The organism is Arthrobacter sp. EpRS71, assembly GCF_001512285.1.
GTDB lineage: Bacteria > Actinomycetota > Actinomycetes > Actinomycetales > Micrococcaceae > Arthrobacter.
This window is the reverse complement of record NZ_LNUV01000002.1, coordinates 86,313-107,325: the sequence shown is the minus strand read 5'-3', so window position 1 is coordinate 107,325 and position 21,013 is coordinate 86,313. Positions and strand designations below refer to the sequence as shown.

Below are 21,013 nucleotides of genomic sequence, written 5' to 3'. Positions count from 1 at the left end.
GTCCCGCAGACGCACGGTCCGCGGCACCGCCGGGAGGGAGCGCCGGCGCGTGATGGGCATGTGAACGGGTGTTGCCGGCTCGACGGGCACGCTGTGCGGAGTAGCCAGAATGACTCCCCCGACAGTTTCCAGGCCGGCACCTAGATTTACTGTCCATAAGAATTTCAGTCTACAGTCCGCAGACCAGCGACGCCTCGCTGGTGTCACGTACGCTTCCAAGAAGAAGGACATGCCCATTAAGTCAGCCGCAACATGATTTAGGTCACCACTATTGGCAGTTAACCAACGATGCTAACTAGACTGACATGGGTCTGAGTTCGCGGGACCCGGACCCTGGCCCGTCATTGTGGAGAGCATCTGTGGCCAGCGGGAAAACAACACTCATGGAAGAGGCGTATTTCAAGTGCCAGAGCAGCCCAGCCACCGTCTACCAGAGGAATTTGGCGGAAACGAGTGGCTCGTTGACGAACTGTACGAGCGGTACCAACAGGACAAGAATTCGGTCGACGCCAAGTGGTGGCCGCTCTTCGAGTCCTTTGCTTCCGGTGACGGCACTTCTTCCAACGGATCCTCCGCAGCCGCTTCGGCTGTCAATCCCCCTACACAAGTACTTCCAGTGGTAGCTCCGGCCGCAGCGGCACCGGCACCGACGCCGGCCGCTCCCCCAGCTGCCCCCGAGTCTGCACCGGCGGCACCCGCCCCGGCTAAAAAGGCACCCGCCACGGTTGCCCGGGACGGAGCAAAGAAGCCCGTCGCCGGCGCCACGGCCCAGCCCATCCCGGCACAGCTGCCCAAGAGCACCAAAGCTCCCACGGCACCCGAGGAAGACGTTGTTTCCGTCCTCCGCGGTCCGGCCAAGGCTATTGCCACCAACATGGTCACCAGCCTGGAAGTGCCTACAGCCACGAGCGTCCGGGCAGTTCCTGCCAAGCTGCTCATTGATAACCGCGTGGTCATCAACTCCAACCTTGCCCGCGCCCGCGGTGGCAAGGTGTCCTTCACGCACCTCATCGGTTACGCCGTTGTTCGCGCTCTTTCCCAGTTCCCGTCCATGAACGTCTACTACGACGAAATTGATGGCAAACCGAGCGCTGTGCAGCCCGCGCACGTCAACTTTGGCATCGCCATTGACATGCCCAAGCCCGACGGTACCCGGCTCTTGATGGTTCCCAACATCAAGAAGGCGGAGACCATGGACTTCGCCGAGTTCTGGCACACCTACGAGGACCTCATCAAGCGCGCCCGCAACGGCAAGCTGACGGCTGACGACCACGCAGGCACCACGGTTTCGCTGACCAACCCCGGCGGCATCGGTACAGTTCACTCTGTGCCGCGCCTCTCCAAGGGGCAGGCTGCCATCATCGGTGTCGGTGCCCTTGACTACCCGGCAGAGTTCCAGGGTGCCAGCGAGAAGATCATCGCCCAGAACGCCATCAGCAAGATCCTCACCCTGACCTCCACCTACGATCACCGGGTGATCCAGGGCGCAGGCAGTGGCGAGTTCCTCAAGCTGGTCCACCAACTCCTCCTCGGCGCGCAGAACTTCTACGACGAGATCTTTGAGGCCCTGCGCATTCCGTACGAGCCCGTTCGCTGGAGCCCGGACCTTCAGGTGGACCCGGCCGACGAAATCAACAAGGTCGCCCGTATCCAGCAGTTGATCCACTCCTACCGCGTGCGCGGCCACCTGATGGCTGACACCGATCCTTTGGAGTACGTGCAGCGCAAGCACCCGGACCTTGACGTCCTGACCTATGGGCTGACGCTTTGGGACCTGGACCGTGAATGGCCCACCGGCGGGTTCGGCGGCAAGCCTCAGCTCAAATTCCGCGACATCCTTGGCGTTCTTCGCGACGCTTACTGCCGCACCACGGGCATCGAATACATGCACATCCAGGAGCCTGCCGAACGCAAGTGGTTCCAGGATCAGCTGGAGCACCCGTATTCCAAGCCGAGCCGCGAAGAGCAGCTGCGCATTGTCTCCAAGCTCAACGCCGCAGAGGCTTTCGAGACGTTCCTGCAGACCAAGTTCGTTGGCCAGAAGCGCTTCTCCCTTGAAGGTGGCGAGTCACTGATTCCGCTGCTGGACGCCGTCATCTCAGACGCGGCCGACGACGGACTGGACGAAGTTGCCATTGGTATGGCCCACCGTGGCCGCCTCAACGTGCTGACCAACATCGCCGGTAAGACTTACGCACAGGTCTTCCGCGAGTTCGAGGGTACCCAGGACCCCCGCTCGGTCCAGGGTTCCGGTGACGTCAAGTACCACCTCGGCACCGAAGGAACTTTCACCTCGGACAACGGCAAGCAGACCAAGGTCTACCTTGCCGCCAACCCGTCTCACCTGGAAGCCGTGGACTCCGTCCTTGAGGGCATCGTCCGGGCAAAGCAGGACCGCTTGGACCAGGGCGAGTCATTCCCTGTTCTGCCCATCATGGTCCACGGTGACGCCGCATTCGCCGGCCAGGGTGTTGTGGCCGAGACGCTCAACCTCTCGCAGCTGCGCGGCTACCGCACCGGCGGCACCATCCACGTGATCGTCAACAACCAGGTTGGCTTCACCACCGCGCCGTCATCCTCGCGCTCGTCCACGTACTCCACGGACGTTGCCAAGATGATCCAGGCACCGGTATTCCATGTGAACGGCGACGACCCCGAGGCCGTGGTGCGCGTTGCGCAGCTCGCCTACGAGTTCCGTCAGCGTTTCCACAAGGATGTCGTCATCGACATGGTCTGCTACCGTCGTCGTGGCCACAACGAAGGCGACGACCCTTCGATGACCCAGCCGCTCATGTACAACTTGATCGAAGCCAAGCGCTCCGTCCGCAAGCTGTACACCGAGTCGCTCATCGGCCGCGGCGATATCACCGAGGAAGAAGCAGAGCAGCTGCTCCGCGACTACCAGGAGCGTCTGGAGCGCGTCTTCGCTGAGACTCACGCCGCTCAAACATCGCCGATCCCGATCATCACTGCTGACTCCGCTGCCGTCTCTGACATTGAGCGGCCCATTGCCCAGCAGGCTGACTTCGGCACGAATTCGCCGGCTTCCACCGCGATCTCCACTGAGACCTTGGCCCGCATCGGCAGGGCTCACTTGGAAATCCCGGAAGGCTTCACCGTTCACTCCAAGCTCAAGCAGCTTCTGGAGAAGCGTGAGCAGATGTCCCGTGAAGGCGGCATCGACTGGGGCTTCGGCGAAATCGCTGCTTTCGGTTCACTGATCATGGAAGGCGTGCCCGTGCGCCTTGCGGGCCAGGACTCGCGCCGTGGCACGTTCGTCCAGCGCCATGCCGTGTTCCACGACCGCGCCAACGGTAACGAATGGCTGCCTCTGGGCAACCTTTCCGACGACCAGGCAAAGCTGTGGATCTACGACTCCCTGTTGTCCGAATACGCGGCCATGGGCTTCGAATACGGCTACTCGGTGGAACGTCCGGATGCTTTGGTTCTTTGGGAGGCCCAGTTCGGTGACTTCGTCAATGGCGCCCAAACCATCATTGACGAGTTCATTTCCTCCGCTGAACAGAAGTGGGGCCAGCGCTCTTCGCTGGTGCTCATGCTCCCGCACGGCTACGAAGGCCAGGGGCCGGACCACTCGTCGGCACGTATTGAGCGCTTCCTTCAGATGTGCGCCGAGGACAACATGATCGTGGCCAACCCCACGACTGCTGCCTCGCACTTCCACCTGTTGCGCCGCCAGGCCTACAGCCGTCCGCGGAAGCCGCTGATCATCTTCACGCCCAAGCAACTGCTCCGCCTCAAGGGTGCCGCTTCGGCTGTTGAGGACTTCACCACCGGCGGCTTCAAGACGGTTATTGGTGACGCGGATGTGCAGCCGGCCAATGTGGACCGCGTTATCCTGGTCTCCGGCCGGTTGTACTACGACCTCCTGTCCAACCGTCAAAAGTCCGGCGATACCTCGACGGCGATCATCCGCGTAGAGCAGCTGTACCCGCTGCCCAAGGCTGAGATTGACGCGGAGCTCGCCAAGTACCCGAACGCCGACATCGTGTGGGCACAGGACGAGCCTGCCAACCAGGGTCCCTGGCCGTTCATGGGCCTGAACCTTGCGCCGGAACTTGACCGCAAGCTCCGCCTGGTGTCGCGTCCGGCTTCGGCATCCACCGCTGCCGGATCCATGAAGCGCCACGCCGCTGAACAGGATGCCCTGATAAAGCAGGCGTTCGAACGCAAGTAAGCAAAACTGCCCGGCCTGAGGAGCGATGTGCGCGCCTTGGGCCGGGCAGTTCTGTTTAATGGGACAGGTACCCGGTTTCCAAACCGGCGCATGATCCGGAAACTGTGCAAGGACCGCAACGAGTGTGAAGAGGTAACCGTGGAAGACAGGAAGCTGCGCATCGCAGCTGTAGGAGATGAACTACTCGCGGGCCTGGGGGATCCCCGCGCCTTGGGCTGGCTCGGAAGAGTGCTGGCCCGTACGCCCCAGGACTCCGTTGTGGTGGAAAGTTTCCCGCTCCCCTGCCCCATGGAAGGTACCGAGGGCCTTGCCTCGCGCTGGCAGGATGAAGCCGGAAGGCGCTTCAGCGATCAGCATGAGAATCGACTCGTGATCGGCCTTTCGGGACGCGACCTTGAGTTTGGACTGTCCACGGCACGCAGCCGCCTGAATCTTGCCAACATCCTTGACGGCGCCTCGCACAGCAGCGTAGAGGTCTTTGTGGTGGGCCCGCCGCCCACCTTGGATCCCGCCCGCAACAAGCGGCTGGCCGAGCTGAACACCGCCTTTGCCGACGTCACCACCAGGCGAAATCATCATTACGTTGACACGTTCTCTCCCTTGCTCAATCATGAGCAGTGGAGGACGGACCTCGCAGCCAATGGGGGCACACCGGGCCAGGCGGGCTACGGATTGATTGCGTGGCTCGTCCTGCACCGCGGCTGGTTCCAGTGGCTTAATATCGCTCAACCGGAGTAGCCATGACGCGGAACATGCAGGTTTCTGTCAGAGCAACAGTCACAGCGGCCGTCGTGGCCGCCGTCGCAGCCACAGTTTCCTGCAGTTCCGGTCCTCCCTCCCCTGCCATCTCGTCCTCGGCTCCCGCGTCGTCCACAGCACCGGCATCATCCACACCGACGTCGGGCACCACACCGGCTACAGCTGCCCCTGCAGCCTTGCAGCCCTTCGATGCCGCGAACTTACGCGCGGAGTTCGAGCGGGCAGCGAAGGATGTCCTGGTACCCGGTGCCGTTGTGCTGCTTGAAACGCCCGAGGGGACGCTCAGTGCTTCGTACGGCACGGGCGTCCGTGGCTCCGAGCGGCCGGTAACCGCGGAGGACCATATCCGGGTAGGTTCCGTCACCAAGACCTGGACCACCACCGTCATCCTGCAGTTGGTTCAGGAGGGCAAGCTCGCACTGGATGATCCCGTGTCCAAGTATCGCCCCGACGTTCCCAACGGGGGCGCAATCACCTTGGACCAGATGCTGACCATGCGCAGCGGCTTGTTCAACTACACGGAGACCCTTGAGCTCAATACGGCCATGGACAAAGAGCCGCAAAGAGCCTGGCAGCCGGAGGAACTCATAGCCCTGGCCTTCGCGCACCCCCCGTATTTCGCCCCGGGCCAAGGCTTTCACTACTCCAACACCAACACGGTGCTGCTGGGGCTGATCGCCGAGAAAATTGAGGGAAAGCCTCTTGCAACCCTTTTCAAGGAGCGCATTTTCGAGCCACTGGGATTGAAGGGAACGGTCTTTCCCGAGGTCTCTTCCAACGCAGTTCCGAATCCCCATCCTCAAGGATATTTCTACGGTGACAACGTCCTCACCATGACCAATCCCGCCCTTCCGGAGGACATGCAGAAGGAAGCAACGGCGGGCACCCTCGCACCGAACGACGTCACTGACGTCAACCCGTCATGGGCTTGGGCTGCCGGTTCAGGGATTTCCACGGCAGCGGACCTGAAGACGCTGGGCGAAGGCCTTGTCAACGGAAAGCTCTTGAAAGCGGAACTTCAGCAACAACGGCTGGACAGCGTCACCCCGACCACTCCGGATAACCCAACCGGCGCTTCGTATGGTTTGGGGATTGCAAAGTTCGGCAACCTGTACGGCCACACTGGGGAACTCCCGGGCTTCAACACCTTCATGGGCAGCGATCCAGCCAATGGCGTCACCCTCGTGGTGTGGACCAACCTGGCACCGACCGCCGATGGCAAGGACCCGGCAGTGATCATCGCCCGCTCCCTCATCGATAAGGTCTACCGCCCGTCTTCCTGACGTCGCCAGGCTATTGCGTCCCTTTACTTCGCGATATATCGTGTTCTCATCAACGCGATATATCGCAACTTGGAGGGATCATGTCAGACGAATTATGGACCGTGACGGGTCCGCAAACCATTGATGTGGACGACGTCCGCTCCCTGAAGCTGGGAATCGTCAAAGGCCGCTTTGACGTCATGACCCACGACGAGCCCTTCGTCCGCATCGAAATCAGCGAGATCACAGGCGACCCCCTCACTGTCACGCTGGTGGATGGACGCCTGGAAGTACGCCACCAACTGCAGGGGCCGCAAGGCTGGTTCCGCAACCTGATGGGAACTGTCAACAACACCAGCACCAACTCAGTGGTGGTCGGCATCGCGCTGCCACCCGGCGTCGACGTCGAAGCGGGGACGGTGAGCGGCGACGGCATGGTCTCCGGCATCAGCGGCCGCTCGCGGCTGAACACCGTTTCCGGTTCCGTCATGGCAGACGGCACCAGTGGCGAATTGCATGTCAACACCGTCAGTGGTGAAGTGATCGTCAGGAACCACGACGGCGTCCTGACCGCCAAGAGCGTCTCAGGTGAAGTGACCGCCTCAGGGACGTTCAAGAACGTCCGGGCCAGCACGGTGAGCGGCGACCTCAGCTTCGACCTCCAGGACTACACCAACGACCTCGGGGCCAACTCCGTGTCGGGGGACCTGACCATCCGGCTGCCGCATGATGTGGGCCTGGATATCGTGGCAAAGTCAGCCAGCGGAACCGTGGTGATCGACGACCAGATGTACGCCCAGCCGGGCAGCAACGTCCACACCATTGTTGGCCCTGACGAGCGGCTGATGCTGGTGCGGACCAACACCGTATCCGGCAAGACCTATATCCTTCACGGCTCAGCGCCCGCACCGGATAACAGTCACCCCGTCCCCGGGGAAGCGGGTCTCTAATGCCTCCGGTCTTCGCGCACGGCGCGCTGCGGCTATACCTGCTTGCACTGCTCGAGACGGGTCCCAAACACGGTTATGAATTGATCAAGGCACTGGGCGACCGCTTTGGCGGCACGTATTCGCCCAGCGCCGGAACCATCTACCCGCGCTTGGCCAAGTTGGAGGAAGAAGGTCTTGTTGCCACCGAGACAGACGGGCGCCGTACCAAGTACTCCATCACGGAAGCCGGCCGGTCCGAACTGGATGGCCGTCGCCAGGAACTGGCGGATGTCGAGGACACCATATCGGCCTCCGTCAGGCGGCTGGCCGACAACCTCCGGGAAGATATCCAGACCAACATGCGGGGCCTCCGAGCAGATCTGGCAGCAACTGCTGAAGCCGCACGCACCAGCGCAACCACGGGAACATTCAGAAGCCGGACTGCGGGCTACTCTCCCGAAGGCCAGCGCATCCTCAAGGAAGCGGAGCTGATGGTTCAGTCCTTCAGGGACGACATCAGGGTTGAATTGCGCCAACATGGCGCCTCGCACCCATTGACCCACGTAGCCCTGGAAACCGTTCGCACAGTCCTGGACCAAGCAAGGATCTCCATCAGGAATTCGCTGCGGAACTGACCGCCGTGCCAACCCGCAACACCACAAACCCGCCCGGTTCGCGGCGCGGCACCCGGATGTGCGAAACTGGAGGGCAGCTTTATTGAGTATCAATCCTTGAAGGAGGCCAGCTATGAGCAAGCGTGCACGTAAGCGTCGTGACCGTAAGCGCGGCGGCGCGAACCACGGCAAGCGTCCCAACACCTAAGCCACGGGCTTAGCGTTACAGGCTTAAAAGCGAAGGCCCCGGAAACCATGCGGTTTCCGGGGCCTTCGACGTTAAGACGGGATCATCAGGCGTCCACGGGCTTGATGGCGTGGATCCTGTCGAGTATCGAGTTCTTCAGGTTCTCCGGGGCAGATTCGGTGCATGAACGCTTAACCATGGTGCGGATGAGGCACTCAAGGTCATACTGCTCGGCACACTCCCCGCAGGTGTCCAGGTGCTGCTTGATCTCCGTGAGATCCTCCCGGGTCAATGCACCGTCGAGGTACTCGTAGATCCGCTGCATTCGCGTATCGTCGCAATCGCCCAATCCCTGGCAGTCGCTCATTTCTCTTTCTCCTGATTGTTGCTTCCGGCCGCGGCCTGATCTTCGGTTTGGGCCCTGAAGCCCCGTTCGGCGGCATAGTCCGCCAACATGTCCCGCAGCATCTTCCTGCCGCGGTGCAACCGTGACATGACCGTGCCGATCGGGGTGTTCATAATCTCTGAAATTTGTTTGTATGCGTAGCCCTCAACGTCCGCGAAGTACACCGCCAGGCGGAATTCCTCGGGAATCGACTGCAATGCGTTCTTCACGTCGGAGTCCGGAAGGTGATCCAGAGCCTCGGTCTCTGCTGACCGCAGGCCGGCCGAGGTGTGCGACTCTGCCTTGGCCAACTGCCAATCTTCGATCGTGTCCGAGTTGGACTGCAGAGGCTCGCGCTGCCGCTTCCGGTACAGGTTGATGTAGGTGTTGGTGAGGATCCGGTAAAGCCAGGCTTTGAGGTTGGTTCCCGGCTTGTACTGATGGAAGGCCGAAAACGCCTTCGTGTAAGCCTCTTGGACCAGATCTTCAGCATCGGATGGGTTTCGCGCCATTCGCATGGCGGCTGAGTACAGCTGGTCAACGTACTGCATGGCGTCACGTTCGAAGCGCGCCCTCCGCTGCTCGGGAGTCTCCGAAGCAGGATCGACGTCGTTTACCGCCGTCGCGTCGTCATCCGCGCCGGCCGTCTGGTACATGGCCGCTGCGGCCGGTTCAGTGGTGCTCATCGTTGCCAAGTCTACTGTCAGCTGCCGGGATTCCGGCTGCATTCCATATCCAGGCTCCGGAAGCACCAACCGGTCCTTAACCAAAGTCAAAAAACCAACTCCGTTCAACAGGCGGCATACACCATGCCGCAGTCCGGTCTCCACCGCACCTGTGGTTCACAACGGTCGCTGCCGGGTAAATATTCCGCAAAAGTGCAAGACTAGAGCAGACTGCACCCTTTGAACACAACATTCATCGAACTAATGTGGCAAGCCATCCAGGAGGCAAGACATGTCTGTTATCCGTTTTCTCGCACGTCCCATGCTCGCGTCCAGCTTCGTCGTCGCAGGGCTGGACAAGCTCAGGAACGCGGACGACACTGCGAAGCAACTCTCACCCGTCCTTCGTCGCGCCTCCGAGTCCCTGCCCTTCAAGGCTGACGAAAAGACCCTTGCGCGCCTGATCGGCGGAGCCCAGCTGGGAGCCGGAGCCCTCCTCGGGCTCGGCAAGCTTTCCCGCTTCGCCGCTACGGTTCTCACCGTCACCTCGGCGTTGAACTCCTACGTCGAGTGGCGTTCTGCCGACATCAGCACCAAAGAAGGCCGCAGCGCCCGCAAGGCCCGGTTGCTGAAGAACATTTCCCTCACGGGCGGTGTCCTTCTGGCCTCGGTTGATACCGCAGGGCGCCCCAGCATCGCTTGGCGGGCAGAGCATTTGGCCGCCGATGCCAAGGAGGTGACGGGCAAGCAGATCAAGCGTGCAGACAAAGCAGTTCGCCAGGCCGTTGACAACGCAGTTGGAGCATAAGGAAGCATGACCGGTACCACCGCCGCAAACACCGAACCACGTAAACCCGCCACCACGCTGCCACTCTGGCCGGCCCCGTACGCCCAAGGGCCAGTGGACGCAACAGTGACGGTCCCCGGTTCAAAGTCGCTCACCAATCGGTTCCTGGTGTTGGCGGCTTTGGCGGATGGTCCCTCAAGATTGCGTGCTCCGCTTCATTCCCGCGACTCTGCCCTCATGATCCAAGCCCTCCAGCAGTTGGGCGCCACCGTCACCGAGGTACCCGGCGACGGCCATTTCGGTCCGGACTTGGAGATTTCGCCCCTGGACCCGTCTGCGTCAGGCCCTCAGACGGCGATCGACTGTGGACTTGCGGGAACCGTCATGCGGTTCGTCCCGCCGCTGGCTGCGCTCCGTAACGGCGTCACAGTCTTCGACGGCGACCCTCACGCCCGCAAGCGGCCCATGGGGACCATCATCGAAGCCCTGATCGCCCTCGGAGTCCCGGTAGCAGCAGATGGCGGCAGGACGCCGTCGTCCCTCCCCTTTGCCGTAGACGGTACCGGCGAGGTCCGGGGCGGCCACCTGGTGATTGACGCCAGCGCTTCCTCGCAGTTCGTTTCCGCGTTGCTGCTGGTCGGCGCCCGGTTCGTTGAGGGTTTGCATCTGGAGCACGTGGGCAAGCCGGTTCCCAGCTTGGACCACATCACCATGACTGTGGAAGTGCTCCGCAGCGTCGGCGTGGTCGTGGATGATTCAGTGCCCAACCACTGGCGGGTCTCGCCCGGCCCCATCCGGGCTTTCGACCAGCGGATCGAACAAGACCTCTCCAACGCAGGACCTTTCCTGGCCGCGGCTCTGGCCACTCGTGGCACCGTCCGCATTCCAAATTGGCCTGCCGGCACCACGCAAGTGGGCGATCAGTGGCGCACCATCCTGGCGGCCATGGGAGCAGAGGTAACGTTCAAGGACGGAACACTGACGGTGACCGGCGGGGCCGAAATCAAGGGTGCCGACTTCGATGAAACCAGCGAACTGGCACCCACTGTGGCCGCCTTGTGCGCCTTGGCCACAGGGCCCTCGCGACTGACCGGTATTGCCCACCTCCGGGGCCACGAAACTGACCGGCTCGCCGCGTTGGTTGCCGAGATCAACGGGCTCGGAGGCGACGCTGAAGAAACCGCCGATGGCTTGGTGATCCGCCCGGCTGCCCTGCACGGTGGCGTGGTCCACAGCTACGCCGACCACCGCATGGCCACCGCCGGCGCCATCCTTGGGCTCGCAGTCGAAGGCGTGCAAGTCGAAGACATCGCCACGACGTCCAAAACCATGCCGGAGTTCCCGCACATGTGGGGAGCTATGCTGCGGCGAACCGATGACACCGACGATCTCGATGAGGCCAGCAACTGACCATGGGCCGTGACGCACGCTCCTGGGACGAATCCGATGTCCGGATCCGTCCCAGCAAAAAAGGATCCAGGCCTCGCACCAAAGACCGCCCCAGCCACGATGACGCCGTGATTGGCAGGATCATCACCGTGGACCGCGGACGGTACAGGGCAATTGTTGGCGAAGATTCCGCCGAAGAACGCATCGTTATTGCAGCCCGTGCCCGTGAACTGCGGCGTAATCCCGTTGTCCCTGGCGACTTTGTCGCCTTGGTCGGGGACGTCTCCGGCTCACCCGACACTCTGGCGCGCCTGGTCCGGGTGGAAGAGCGGAAGACGCTGCTCCGCCGCAGTGCTGACGATACCGACCCCATTGAACGGGTTGTGGTGGCCAATGCCGATCAACTCGTGGTGGTTGTTGCAGCAGCCAACCCCGAACCGCGTACCGGATTCATTGATCGTGCGCTGGTGGCAGCATACGACGCCGGTATTGAGCCGCTGCTGCTCATCACCAAAGCGGATGTCAAAGACCCGGCCGAACTCCTTGCCAACTACTTGAGCTTGGACTTTCCCGTGATCATCAGCCGCACCGCTGATTCCGAGGCCGGCGGCATCGATGCCCGCTCGGACGACGGGCTCTCAGCCCGCCTGGACAAGGACGCAGTATCCCAGCTGCGCTCACACCTCGGCGGAAAAGTCACGGTCATGCTCGGCCACTCCGGCGTGGGTAAATCCACCATGGTGAATGCCCTGACAGGTGCGGAGCGCGCCACGGGCGGTGTCAACGCGGTGACAGGCCGGGGCCGGCACACCTCATCCTCGGCTTTGGCACTCAAACTTGACGATGCTCCCTCCGGCAGCTGGATCATTGACACTCCCGGCATTCGATCCTTCGGCTTGGCCCATGTGGACCCTGACCGGATCCTGCATTCTTTCCCGGATCTCGAGCCCGGCACGGAGACCTGCGACCGCGGCTGCAAGCATGGTGCCAACGCCACTAACTGCGGTCTGGATGCATGGGTGAACGATGGCCATGCCGGCCCATCAGGGGTAGCACGCCTGACCTCCCTGCGCCGCCTGCTCGGTGCGGACCCAAGGCTCGAAGCGAAAGAGACCAAGGAGCTGGGAACGGTCAACTAATCGTTGCCGGCTTCACCTCCCCACTGCAGCGAACGTTTCAGGATAGTTTGGTGGCATGACCCAACCCGTTTCCACCTACAACGATGACCTGCGCCTTGCCCATGTCCTCGCTGATTCAGTCGACGCCCAGACCATGGATCGCTTCAAGGCACTGGACCTGCAGATCGAAACCAAGCCCGACCTCACGCCGGTTACTGACGCTGACAAGGCCGCCGAGGAAGCAATCCGCGGCCAATTGTCCCGTTCCCGTCCGCGGGATGCGGTCCTCGGCGAGGAGTTCGGCAGCAGTGGACACGGTTCGCGCCGTTGGATCATCGACCCCATTGACGGCACCAAAAACTTTGTCCGCGGCGTGCCGGTCTGGGCAACGCTGATCGCCCTCGTCGACGAAGGGGAACCAGTGGTGGGCGTAGTCAGTGCGCCGGCCTTGGGCAAGAGATGGTGGGCTGCCAAGGACATGGGCGCCTACATGGGCCGCTCCCTCGCCTCGGCAACGCGGCTCAAGGTGTCAAATGTTTCCCGCCTGGCCGATGCTTCGATGTCATATTCCAGCCTCTCGGGGTGGAAGGAACGCGGCAACCTGGATGAATTCATGGGGCTCACCGAAGACATCTGGCGCACCCGCGCCTACGGTGACTTCTGGTCTTACTGCCTCGTGGCCGAGGGCGCGGTAGACATCGCCTGTGAGCCCGAGTTGAACCTCTACGACATGGCAGCCCTCGTCCCCATCGTCACTGAGGCCGGCGGCCGGTTCACGTCCTTGGAGGGCGAAGACGGCCCCTTCGGCGGCAATGCCCTGGCCACGAACTCGATCCTGCACTCGGAGGTCCTCAAGCGGCTCAACCCCGGCCTGGACGACCTTCTTTAATCCTTGCCCTCCTCGCTCGTCAGACGTGCGACGGAATTTTCGACGGCGGAGGCCCTCTTTGAGGAGCCTTCGCCGTCTTTTATTCGGTCAAGTGGGCGATTGCCATTCGACGTAACAAAAGGCTTAACAAAGGGAAGCGGCTTTGGAAGGGCGCCCGGACGTGCCTTAGCCTTTTTTACAGGTCACGAGTGCCAGCGCTAAACCCCGGTTTGCTGGCCGGCAACCCTCCATTCGCGGTGGGGTGCCCCGGGTGACGACCCGGCCGGTCCGGAACGGATGCGGCAAGCGCGGATCCCCTATGGGGGTCCCTCTTGAGTGAGGTCCCATGAGCACTGTCACGTTCGACTCAAACCCCCTTCCGTCTTTCGTTGAGGAGACCGCCGCAGAGGCGGCTGCGGCGGCACGTCCGCTCGCCGCGGTCACAGGCGCCGAGCTGCAGGCCCCACTGATTCAGGGTGGGCACGTCCGCTACGCCAACCTCGACTACGGCGCTTCGGCGCCGGCCTTGACCATTGTCTCGGCCCACCTCAACGAGGTCCTGCCCTACTACGCCAGTGTTCACCGGGGAGCCGGGTACGCCTCCCAAATCAGCACCTCGGTGTACGAGAATTCACGGAACATCGTCCGGGATTTCGTCGGCGGCAGGCCTGATGATTCCGTGATCTTCACACGCAACACCACGGACTCCTTGAACCTCCTGGCCGGATGCCTGCCGCAGGTGGACGGCGAATTCACCGGCGAGGTCCTCTACCTGGACATCGAGCACCACGCCAACCTGCTTCCCTGGCAAGGAGTCCCCCACCGCAGCGTCGTCGCGGCGCCAACTTTGGCCGAGACGCTGGACAAGCTCCGCGCCGAGCTTGCCCAAGGCGGAGTCAGCCTGCTGGCCGTCACCGGCGCCTCGAACGTTACAGGCGAAATCCTTCCCATCGCCCGGCTTGCTTCGCTGGCCCACGAACACGGCGCACGAATAGTGGTGGACGCAGCCCAGCTCGCGCCGCACCGCCGAATCAACATCACCGAGGCTGACGTCGACTACCTGGTCTTCTCCGGACACAAGCTCTACGCCCCCTTTGGCGCCGGCGTCGTGGTGGGCCGTTCGGACTGGCTCGACGCCGGGACTCCGCACCTTGCCGGGGGCGGCGCTGTTCGTGAAGCCCGTTTGGACTCGGTCAGCTGGGCCGCTGGACCCGCGCGACACGAAGGCGGCTCCCCCAATGTGCTGGGCGCCGCGACACTCGCCCGGGCCACCCAGGTGCTGGCAGGGCTGGACCAGGACGCGTGGCACGCCCATGAATCCGCCATCCGCTCCTACCTGGTCAAGGGCTTGGAAGCGATCGACGGCGTGACTGTCCACAAGATCTTCAGTGACTCGCTGGACACCATCGGCGTGGTCAACTTCTCGGTAGAAGGATTCGACGCCGGATTGGTGGCTGCTTATCTCGCGGCGGAGCACGGCGTGGGCCTGCGTGATGGCCGCTTCTGCGCGCACCCGCTCCTCAAGCGCCTCGGCCTTCCCTCGGGATCCCTGCGCGCCAGCTTCGGCGTCGGCTCCCGGTTGGAGGATGCCACCAGACTGCTCGCAGGCATCGAAGGACTCAAGCGCAACGGACTCGGCTGGGACTACGTGGTGGACGAAGGCCGCTGGGTTCCGGCCAACGACCACCGCAGCTACCCCGAGTGGGCACCGAACACTCCGGGCACTGCAGGCGCAGCGCCTTGCACTGTCGACTAGAAGCAGTGGCGGCCAGATTCCATGCGGTAAATTCGTAGGGTACTTTCAGCCACCCTCCGAAGGAGTTCTGCGTGTCCCTGCCCTCCCAGGGCGTCGCGAGCGATGCGGCCGGCATCCCCGGACCAGCAGGACCGCGAGGCCCAAAGCTGCATGCCACCCGCAGGCTCGAACTTGGCCAGAGCTTTCAGGACGGCGGGGAACATTACCACCGCGTGCGTCCGGGTTATCCCGCTGATTCAGTGGACTGGCTCGTCCCGCCGGAGGCGCATTCCGCGGCTGATCTCGGAGCGGGCACCGGCAAGTTCACGGCTCTCCTCGTGGACCGCGGACTGGAGGTTGCCGCCGTCGATCCTTCCACGGACATGCTGGAGCAACTACACAAGGCCTACCCCCACGTCAATGCGCAGGAGGGAACGGCAGAGGCAACTGGACTGGCGGACTCAGCATTCGACGTCGTCAGTGTTGCCCAAGCCTGGCACTGGTGCGAGCCCCTCGCAGCGAGCACGGAGATCGCACGGATCCTGCGGCCACATGGGGTCCTGGGGCTGATCTGGAACCAGCTGGACACTTCACATCCCTGGGTACATCGCCTTTCCCGCATCATGCATGCGGGCGATGTCCATAAGCCCGGATTCCGGCCAGTCATCGGCCCGGAATTCAGGGGGCTGGAAAGCCACCTGACCACGTGGGAGGATGCACTGACTCCGGAGGACATCATGGAACTGACCAAATCCCGCAGCTACTATCTCCGTGCTAACGACGCCACCCGGGCAAAAGTCATGGGGAACCTGACATGGTACTTGTACGACCACCTTGGTCATGCCCCCGGCGAAGCCATCCCCGTGCCCTACATGACGCAAACCTGGCGGGCATTCAAGATTCAGGGTCCAGCGCCACGGTAGGCTTGGGGTGTGAAGACCAGTACGCCCTCCTCCTCGATTGAGGACTACGTCAAGGTCATCTACTCCTACACGGAGTGGCAGGACAAGCCGATTACCTCGTCCCAGCTCGCCCAGCGGCTGGGAGTGGCTAATTCATCAGTGTCCGAGATGGTGCGCAAGCTCAAGGACCAGGGCCTGGTTGACCACCAACCCTACAGCGCCATCAGATTGACTTCCGATGGCATGCGCCTCGCGCTCTCCATGGTGCGCAGGCACCGCCTCATTGAGACGTACCTGGTGGAGGAGCTCGGCTACAGCTGGGACGAAGTCCACGACGAAGCCGAGATGTTGGAACATGCGGTGTCCGATACCTTCATCGAACGCATGTCGGCCAAACTCGGCCATCCTCTCCGGGACCCTCACGGAGACCCGATTCCGTCCGCTGACGGTTCGGTTGAGTTGCCGCACGCCTACCGAATGATCGAATTGGATCAGGGCCACTCGGGCCGTATCACGCGTATCAGTGACGAGAACCCTGACTTGCTCCGGTACCTTGCCTCGGAAGAGATCGCCTTGGATGCCCGGGTTGAAGTGGTGGGTCGTAAGCCCTTCGGCGGTGCACTGGTGGTACGTATCGGCAGCGGAGCCCAAGGCCGCGAGTTCGACCTCGCGGACGAAGTCTCCTCGGCGTTGTGGGTCCAGAGCTCCGAGACGCACGAGGGGTGCGTTCTTCCGGCCCGCTAAGCCGACTCATGACGCCGGTCAGCCGCGCTGCCCGGCCGCACCGCCGTCGTCGTCGTCGGACTCTTCAGCAGGTTCGCCAACAACTGGCGCGGTGCCCTCCCGCACAGGATTGCGAATCCCTGCCGCCGATGCCAAGGCACCGATCAGGAATAGACCTGCTGTCACCAGCAAGGCGTTGTAAAGGCCATCCCGGGTAAAGACCGGCCCCACAATGACCCCGGCGAAGGCTATGGAGATCAGACCCGCAATACGCGCTACGGCGTTGTTTACTGCAGAACCAATTCCGGCCTCCTCCGGCGGGACGGCACCAAGAATTGCGGCCGTAAGCGGCGCCACCAGAGTCGCCAGTCCAAGGCCAAACACCATCTGGCCGGGCAGCACCTGTGTCCAGTAGTTGAGGGGCTCTTGAACACTGAGCGACATCAGGAAACCCACCGCGCACAGCAGCGGGCCGATCGTCATGAACCATCGTGGGCCGTATTTCCCTGCAAGGCCGCCAAAGTAGGACGCACCCAGCATCAGAATGACTGTGCCGGGAAGCAGCGCCATACCCGCCACAGTCGCTCCCACGCCGCCCACCTGCTGCAGATAGATGCCCAACACGAAGAACCCCAGGGAGATGGCGGCATAGATGGCCAGGGTGGCGAGATTACCCCAGGCAAAATTGCGGATACCGAAGAGCCTGAGCGGCAACATGGGCTCAGCAGTACGGGACTCGTGGATGAGGAACAGCACCATGGCCGCTAAGCCCAGCAGGAGCGGAACCCAGACTTGAGGGCTGCTCCACCCCATCCTTCCCTGTTCGATAAACGCATACACCGCCCCGCCCAAGCCCACCATGGCCAGGACAGCTCCCAGGTAATCAATGCTCTTGCTCTTGTCCCTCGCAGCATCGGACGCCCGGAGCCCGGCAAGCATGGGCCAAATGGCCACCGCGGGAATGACGTTGATGAAGAAGATGAACCGCCAGGAAAGCAAGTCCACAGCGACACCACCGATGAGCGGACCCACAATGGCCGCCGCGCTTGTCCAGCCGGACCACTGCCCAATGGCCTTCGACTGCGCCGGGCCTGAGAACGACGAGATGATCATGGCGAGCGAACTCGGAACCAAGAGGGCACCTGCGATTCCCTGCAGTGCCCGGGAAACCACCAGCACTTCGCCGGTCCACGCCAACCCGCACATCACCGACGTCAGGGCGAAACCGGCCAGTCCCCATTCAAGGATCCTTGCTCTGCCGAAATGGTCGGACAACGAGCCCGCTACCAGGATCAGCGCCCCCAGCGTCAGCAGATACGCATCCACCACCCACTGCTGGATGACCAAGCCACCGCCCAGTTCACGTCCGATGGCCGGGAGTGCGAGATTCACCACAAAACCATCAAGGATGGCGATGAATGAAGCCACAATTGCCACCACGAGGACGCGCCGTTGGAGCGGGGTACTCGGCAGCAGGGCCGCTGCGTCAGTCATGTGCACAGCCTACGCCGCGAAAGTCCCGTATCGTTGAATGGTGATTAGCAGACGTGACGCCGCATTGGCCCTGGATATTTCGATGGAAATGGCCCAGCGCCACGGCATTCCGTCCCGCCTCTCCGAGACAGATCTCAGGGACATGCAGGACAACCCGCCTGCGTGGCTGGTACAGTCCCGGGCCAACCGCACCGGCAAACGACCTGTCTGGGTCCACCTGACGTGTGCCGTGTGTGGATACACCGAGGCTGTACGTCCCAAGAAATGGTGGCCGGACTTTTCCTTCGTTTTCTGTGGAACCCACCGGAACAGCGAACTCCCCGAACTGTTCCTCGGTGACGTCCGCAGCGAATATGAGGGCGTCGGCAGCAGATTCGTCGGTGTGGTGGACGTTCGCAAGGACTAGCCTGGAGCTTGCCTTCCCACTGCGCCGAAGCGTCTATCCACTACAAGCGCCAAGCCCTGGCTCGTAGTCTCTACGCCGCAGGTGAACGCTGCTGCAGTCTACACAAAGAAAGCCCCCGGATCACAAGGATCCGAGGGCTTTCCGGGGTGGAGATGGGGGGAATTGAACCCCCGTCCGATGTCGTTTTGTCAGGGCTTCTCCGGGCGCAGTTCGCGTCGGAATTTCTCGGCCCCAGCCATCCTGCGAACAAGTGGCTGATCCGGGCCCAGTCATCTAAGAGTCCCGTTTACCTCAATGACGAAGGCAAACAGCAGTGGCTATCTAAATGACGCCAGGAACCGGGGCGATAGCAACCCCGGGCTGACGGACTGTCTTACTGCTTAGGCAGCGAGAGCGAAGTCAGTGCGCTTAGATTCGGCACTTATTGGTTTGCAGACAGCGTTTACGAGATAATTCTGCATCCTCGGCCCGCTTCACCTGTCGCGACTAACATCGTCGAAACCGATCATCCCCGTTATTTTGTTACCAAACCCACCAGGAGTCTTTGGACTCCCGTCGGACTACCTATCATAACGCATTCATCCGGTGGATCATTCCCCGGACACAGTGTTGCTAGCGTCGGTTGCGTTCCCGCAACTCGCGCAGTGATTCACGCTTATCCTGCTGCTCGCGGAGGGTCTGCCGCTTGTCGTAATCCTTCTTGCCGCGGGCAATGGCGATTTCCACCTTGGCCCGGCCGTCCAGGAAGTACAACTGGAGAGGTACAACGGTAAAACCGGACTCGCGGATCTTTTGCGAAATCTTGTCCAGTTCATCCCGGTGCAACAAGAGCTTACGACGCCGACGGGCGGCATGGTTGGTCCAGCTCCCCTGGTGGTACTCGGGGATGTGGATGCCCTCCATCCACAGCTCGTCGTTGTAGAACGTGCAGAAGCCATCAACCATGGAGGCATGGCCTTCACGGAGGGACTTCACCTCGGTTCCCATGAGGGCAATGCCTGCCTCATAGGTATCCAGGACATGGTAGTTATGCCGGGCCTTCCGATTGGTGGCCACTACCTTACGGCCACTTTCCTTGGGCACGGTAGAACTCCTTGTTAGATGCGAATTTCAACTAGTGTACGCCAGCGCGGCGGAGCCTCCGCGCGCTGTGAGCACTCTACAGGAGGGTCATGGGGTCCACTGCGGCACTGTTGAGCCAGGTTTCGAAGTGTGCGTGGCACCCTGTCGAGTTACCTGTGCTCCCCGAGTAGGCGATGAGTTGCCCCGCCGATACCTGCTGGCCATTCGCCACCACAATGCTGCTGTTGTGGTAATAGATGGTGGTCAGCGAGTTGCCTTGCACCACGCCGTGGGAGATTTTCACTCGCCATCCGCCGCCATCGGCCGAGTTCCATCCAGAATTGAAGACTTCACCCGCAGCCGCGGCATAGACAGGCGTGCCGCACGCCGCCCCGAAGTCGATCCCCGTGTGCATATAACCGCCGGTGCCATAGAAATCAATGGTGCCTGGCGGTGTTGCCCGCCAACCAAATCCGGAGGTGATGGGGACAGCACTTGCGAAGGGGTGACGGAGACCGAACGCTGACGGCGAACCCGCGGGCGGAGGAGAATACGGCGGCTCAGGAGGCGCAGGCCTTCCTTGGGCGGCTGCAGCAGCCGCGGCAGCGGCCGCGGCAGCTTCTGCAATCCGCCGCTGTTCCGCCTCCCAGGCCTCCCGCAGCTTACGGTCGCGCTCCACGATTTCGGCAGCGACCGTACTCTGTTCAGCCTTGACCCGCGCAAGGTTGGCTTCGATGCCGGGCTTGGCAGCTTGAAGTTGTCCGTTCAGGCGGGTGGTGTCCTCAATCAGCTTGTCGACTTCAGCTTTCTTGCTCGCAGCTTCATCCCTTGCCGACTTCTCGCGTGCCAGCGCGGCTTCCGCCTTGCTCTTCAGGTCCTGGATTTCTTCTTCCACGGCAACAAGCCTCGCCTGCGAGTTCACGTTGGTGGCGTTCTGCTGGGTGAGTTTAGTCATCGCCGCGTTTTGGCTTCGCATGGCCTGATCAGCCAAGTCCATGGACTCAGTCAGGCTGCCGGATTCGCTGGACCCGAAGAGAAGCGCAATATTGGTGGGCACGCCACCGGACTTGTAAGCCTGGGAGGCGATCTGACCGATCAGCTTCTTCGTGTCAGTGATCTTCTGCTTATCGCTCTCCAACTGCTCCGTAATCTTGGCCTTGTTCTGCTGGGCGAGCTCTACCCTTGCAGCAAGCGCCTCTACTTCCTTGACCGCGCTTGCAACACGCCCCTGCGCCTCAAGCAGGGCCTGCTGAGCGCCAGGAAGCCGGCCTTGATAGATCACAAGGTCCCCGGCGGCCTTCGCGATGTTTGAGTCAACGAACTCCAGCGAAGCTTGGACCCGGGCTGCTTCTGCCTCCAGGGCAGCCTGCTGGTCCTCGAGGCTGTCTGCTTGCGCAGTTGGAGCTCCGGACAGCAGGCTGACTGCCAGGCCCACGGCAAGAACCGCCCCCAGAAACCGAGCATGGCCGGACGCAAAGCGTCGGCGCAGGGGGTTCGGGTCCAACGTGGTCATCAGGAGTCCTTTTCGAT

Annotated in this window: 19 protein-coding genes, 1 other RNA gene and 1 riboswitch; of the genes, 14 read left to right on the top strand and 6 right to left on the bottom strand. The window is 62.1% G+C overall.

The window, feature by feature from the left end; all coding sequences use genetic code 11:
* Positions 1 to 403 precede the first annotated feature (403 nt).
* The 6 genes from AR689_RS02450 to AR689_RS23830 all read left to right on the top strand — a co-directional run bounded on the left by AR689_RS02450 (position 404) and on the right by AR689_RS23830 (position 7,970).
* Complete coding sequence (locus AR689_RS02450; RefSeq protein ID WP_062066301.1) at positions 404 to 4,198, top strand: multifunctional oxoglutarate decarboxylase/oxoglutarate dehydrogenase thiamine pyrophosphate-binding subunit/dihydrolipoyllysine-residue succinyltransferase subunit; 3,795 nt, start codon at positions 404 to 406, stop codon at positions 4,196 to 4,198.
* 90 nt (positions 4,199 to 4,288) lie between these two features.
* A complete protein-coding gene (locus tag AR689_RS02445) occupies positions 4,289 to 4,936 on the top strand; it encodes a GDSL-type esterase/lipase family protein (RefSeq protein ID WP_062066298.1) in 648 nt (215 codons plus the stop codon).
* 2 nt (positions 4,937 to 4,938) lie between these two features.
* Positions 4,939 to 6,240, top strand: coding sequence for a serine hydrolase domain-containing protein (locus tag AR689_RS02440; RefSeq protein WP_062066295.1), 1,302 nt, complete (start codon positions 4,939 to 4,941; stop codon positions 6,238 to 6,240).
* Positions 6,241 to 6,320: 80 nt separating this feature from the next.
* Entirely contained in the window at positions 6,321 to 7,169 is an 849-nt protein-coding gene (locus tag AR689_RS02435; RefSeq protein ID WP_062066292.1) for a DUF4097 family beta strand repeat-containing protein, read from the top strand.
* Positions 7,169 to 7,783 carry a PadR family transcriptional regulator gene (locus AR689_RS02430; protein WP_062066289.1) on the top strand — a complete coding sequence of 205 codons (615 nt, stop codon included), beginning with the start codon at positions 7,169 to 7,171 and terminating at the stop codon, positions 7,781 to 7,783. The genes AR689_RS02435 and AR689_RS02430 overlap by 1 nt, the downstream gene beginning before the upstream one ends.
* A gap of 112 nt (positions 7,784 to 7,895) precedes the next feature.
* The gene (locus tag AR689_RS23830; protein ID WP_369299106.1) at positions 7,896 to 7,970 is read left to right on the top strand and encodes a 50S ribosomal protein bL37; all 75 of its coding nucleotides are present in this window, start codon (positions 7,896 to 7,898) and stop codon (positions 7,968 to 7,970) included.
* Positions 7,971 to 8,055: 85 nt separating this feature from the next.
* Here AR689_RS23830 and rsrA read toward each other — a convergent pair whose 3' ends face one another.
* Both rsrA and AR689_RS02420 read right to left on the bottom strand, forming a co-directional pair.
* Complete coding sequence (gene rsrA, locus AR689_RS02425) at positions 8,056 to 8,316, bottom strand: mycothiol system anti-sigma-R factor (RefSeq protein ID WP_062066287.1); 261 nt, start codon at positions 8,314 to 8,316, stop codon at positions 8,056 to 8,058.
* Entirely contained in the window at positions 8,313 to 9,110 is a 798-nt protein-coding gene (locus tag AR689_RS02420; RefSeq protein ID WP_062066284.1) for a sigma-70 family RNA polymerase sigma factor, read from the bottom strand. Before AR689_RS02420 ends, rsrA begins: the two co-directional genes overlap by 4 nt.
* A gap of 181 nt (positions 9,111 to 9,291) precedes the next feature.
* Here AR689_RS02420 and AR689_RS02415 point away from each other — a divergent pair, with 181 nt between their 5' ends.
* From AR689_RS02415 to AR689_RS02385, 7 genes are all read left to right on the top strand, one after another.
* Positions 9,292 to 9,807 carry a DoxX family membrane protein gene (locus AR689_RS02415; RefSeq protein WP_062066281.1) on the top strand — a complete coding sequence of 172 codons (516 nt, stop codon included), beginning with the start codon at positions 9,292 to 9,294 and terminating at the stop codon, positions 9,805 to 9,807.
* 6 nt (positions 9,808 to 9,813) lie between these two features.
* Positions 9,814 to 11,196: a 3-phosphoshikimate 1-carboxyvinyltransferase gene (gene aroA / locus AR689_RS02410; RefSeq protein WP_062066279.1), complete on the top strand. Its 1,383-nt coding sequence runs from the start codon at positions 9,814 to 9,816 to the stop codon at positions 11,194 to 11,196.
* Positions 11,197 to 11,198: 2 nt separating this feature from the next.
* On the top strand, positions 11,199 to 12,314 hold the full coding sequence (gene rsgA, locus AR689_RS02405; protein ID WP_062066276.1) for a ribosome small subunit-dependent GTPase A: 1,116 nt from the start codon (positions 11,199 to 11,201) through the stop codon (positions 12,312 to 12,314).
* Between the two features lie 55 nt (positions 12,315 to 12,369).
* Positions 12,370 to 13,182: a histidinol-phosphatase gene (gene hisN, locus AR689_RS02400; RefSeq protein ID WP_062066273.1), complete on the top strand. Its 813-nt coding sequence runs from the start codon at positions 12,370 to 12,372 to the stop codon at positions 13,180 to 13,182.
* 180 nt (positions 13,183 to 13,362) lie between these two features.
* Positions 13,363 to 13,476: riboswitch (SAM riboswitch) on the top strand.
* 31 nt (positions 13,477 to 13,507) lie between these two features.
* Positions 13,508 to 14,917: an aminotransferase class V-fold PLP-dependent enzyme gene (locus AR689_RS02395; protein WP_062066270.1), complete on the top strand. Its 1,410-nt coding sequence runs from the start codon at positions 13,508 to 13,510 to the stop codon at positions 14,915 to 14,917.
* A 77-nt stretch (positions 14,918 to 14,994) separates the two neighbouring features.
* Positions 14,995 to 15,819 (top strand): class I SAM-dependent methyltransferase, encoded by an 825-nt coding sequence (locus AR689_RS02390; protein ID WP_231745421.1) that lies wholly within the window; start codon positions 14,995 to 14,997, stop codon positions 15,817 to 15,819.
* 9 nt (positions 15,820 to 15,828) lie between these two features.
* Entirely contained in the window at positions 15,829 to 16,542 is a 714-nt protein-coding gene (locus tag AR689_RS02385; RefSeq protein WP_062066268.1) for a metal-dependent transcriptional regulator, read from the top strand.
* An 18-nt stretch (positions 16,543 to 16,560) separates the two neighbouring features.
* On the opposite strand, the gene AR689_RS02380 is transcribed toward AR689_RS02385, so the two are convergent.
* Positions 16,561 to 18,021 carry a DHA2 family efflux MFS transporter permease subunit gene (locus tag AR689_RS02380; protein WP_082697753.1) on the bottom strand — a complete coding sequence of 487 codons (1,461 nt, stop codon included), beginning with the start codon at positions 18,019 to 18,021 and terminating at the stop codon, positions 16,561 to 16,563.
* Positions 18,022 to 18,052: 31 nt separating this feature from the next.
* Here AR689_RS02380 and AR689_RS02375 point away from each other — a divergent pair, with 31 nt between their 5' ends.
* Positions 18,053 to 18,421, top strand: a complete 369-nt coding sequence (locus tag AR689_RS02375) for a hypothetical protein (RefSeq protein WP_231745417.1) — start codon at positions 18,053 to 18,055, stop codon at positions 18,419 to 18,421.
* A gap of 144 nt (positions 18,422 to 18,565) precedes the next feature.
* Here AR689_RS02375 and ssrA read toward each other — a convergent pair.
* The 3 genes from ssrA to AR689_RS02360 all read right to left on the bottom strand — a co-directional run bounded on the left by ssrA (position 18,566) and on the right by AR689_RS02360 (position 20,996).
* Positions 18,566 to 18,934, bottom strand: a transfer-messenger RNA (tmRNA) gene (ssrA, locus tag AR689_RS02370).
* Between the two features lie 99 nt (positions 18,935 to 19,033).
* Positions 19,034 to 19,504: an SsrA-binding protein SmpB gene (gene smpB, locus AR689_RS02365; protein WP_017198498.1), complete on the bottom strand. Its 471-nt coding sequence runs from the start codon at positions 19,502 to 19,504 to the stop codon at positions 19,034 to 19,036.
* 76 nt (positions 19,505 to 19,580) lie between these two features.
* A complete protein-coding gene (locus AR689_RS02360; protein WP_062066259.1) occupies positions 19,581 to 20,996 on the bottom strand; it encodes a M23 family metallopeptidase in 1,416 nt (471 codons plus the stop codon).
* Positions 20,997 to 21,013: the final 17 nt, after the last annotated feature.

What these genes read in the sequence shown, in the direction of transcription:
- AR689_RS02445 (WP_062066298.1), top strand. Translation starts at nt 4,289, where the DNA reads ATGATCCGGAAACTGTGCAAGGACCGCAACGAGTGTGAAGAGGTAACC.
- AR689_RS02440 (WP_062066295.1), top strand. Translation starts at nt 4,939, where the DNA reads ATGACGCGGAACATGCAGGTTTCTGTCAGAGCAACAGTCACAGCGGCC.
- AR689_RS02435 (WP_062066292.1), top strand. Translation starts at nt 6,321, where the DNA reads ATGTCAGACGAATTATGGACCGTGACGGGTCCGCAAACCATTGATGTG.
- AR689_RS02430 (WP_062066289.1), top strand. Translation starts at nt 7,169, where the DNA reads ATGCCTCCGGTCTTCGCGCACGGCGCGCTGCGGCTATACCTGCTTGCA.
- rsrA (WP_062066287.1), bottom strand. Translation starts at nt 8,316, where the DNA reads ATGAGCGACTGCCAGGGATTGGGCGATTGCGACGATACGCGAATGCAG.
- AR689_RS02415 (WP_062066281.1), top strand. Translation starts at nt 9,292, where the DNA reads ATGTCTGTTATCCGTTTTCTCGCACGTCCCATGCTCGCGTCCAGCTTC.
- aroA (WP_062066279.1), top strand. Translation starts at nt 9,814, where the DNA reads ATGACCGGTACCACCGCCGCAAACACCGAACCACGTAAACCCGCCACC.
- rsgA (WP_062066276.1), top strand. Translation starts at nt 11,199, where the DNA reads ATGGGCCGTGACGCACGCTCCTGGGACGAATCCGATGTCCGGATCCGT.
- hisN (WP_062066273.1), top strand. Translation starts at nt 12,370, where the DNA reads ATGACCCAACCCGTTTCCACCTACAACGATGACCTGCGCCTTGCCCAT.
- AR689_RS02395 (WP_062066270.1), top strand. Translation starts at nt 13,508, where the DNA reads ATGAGCACTGTCACGTTCGACTCAAACCCCCTTCCGTCTTTCGTTGAG.
- AR689_RS02375 (WP_231745417.1), top strand. Translation starts at nt 18,053, where the DNA reads ATGGTGATTAGCAGACGTGACGCCGCATTGGCCCTGGATATTTCGATG.
- AR689_RS02360 (WP_062066259.1), bottom strand. Translation starts at nt 20,996, where the DNA reads ATGACCACGTTGGACCCGAACCCCCTGCGCCGACGCTTTGCGTCCGGC.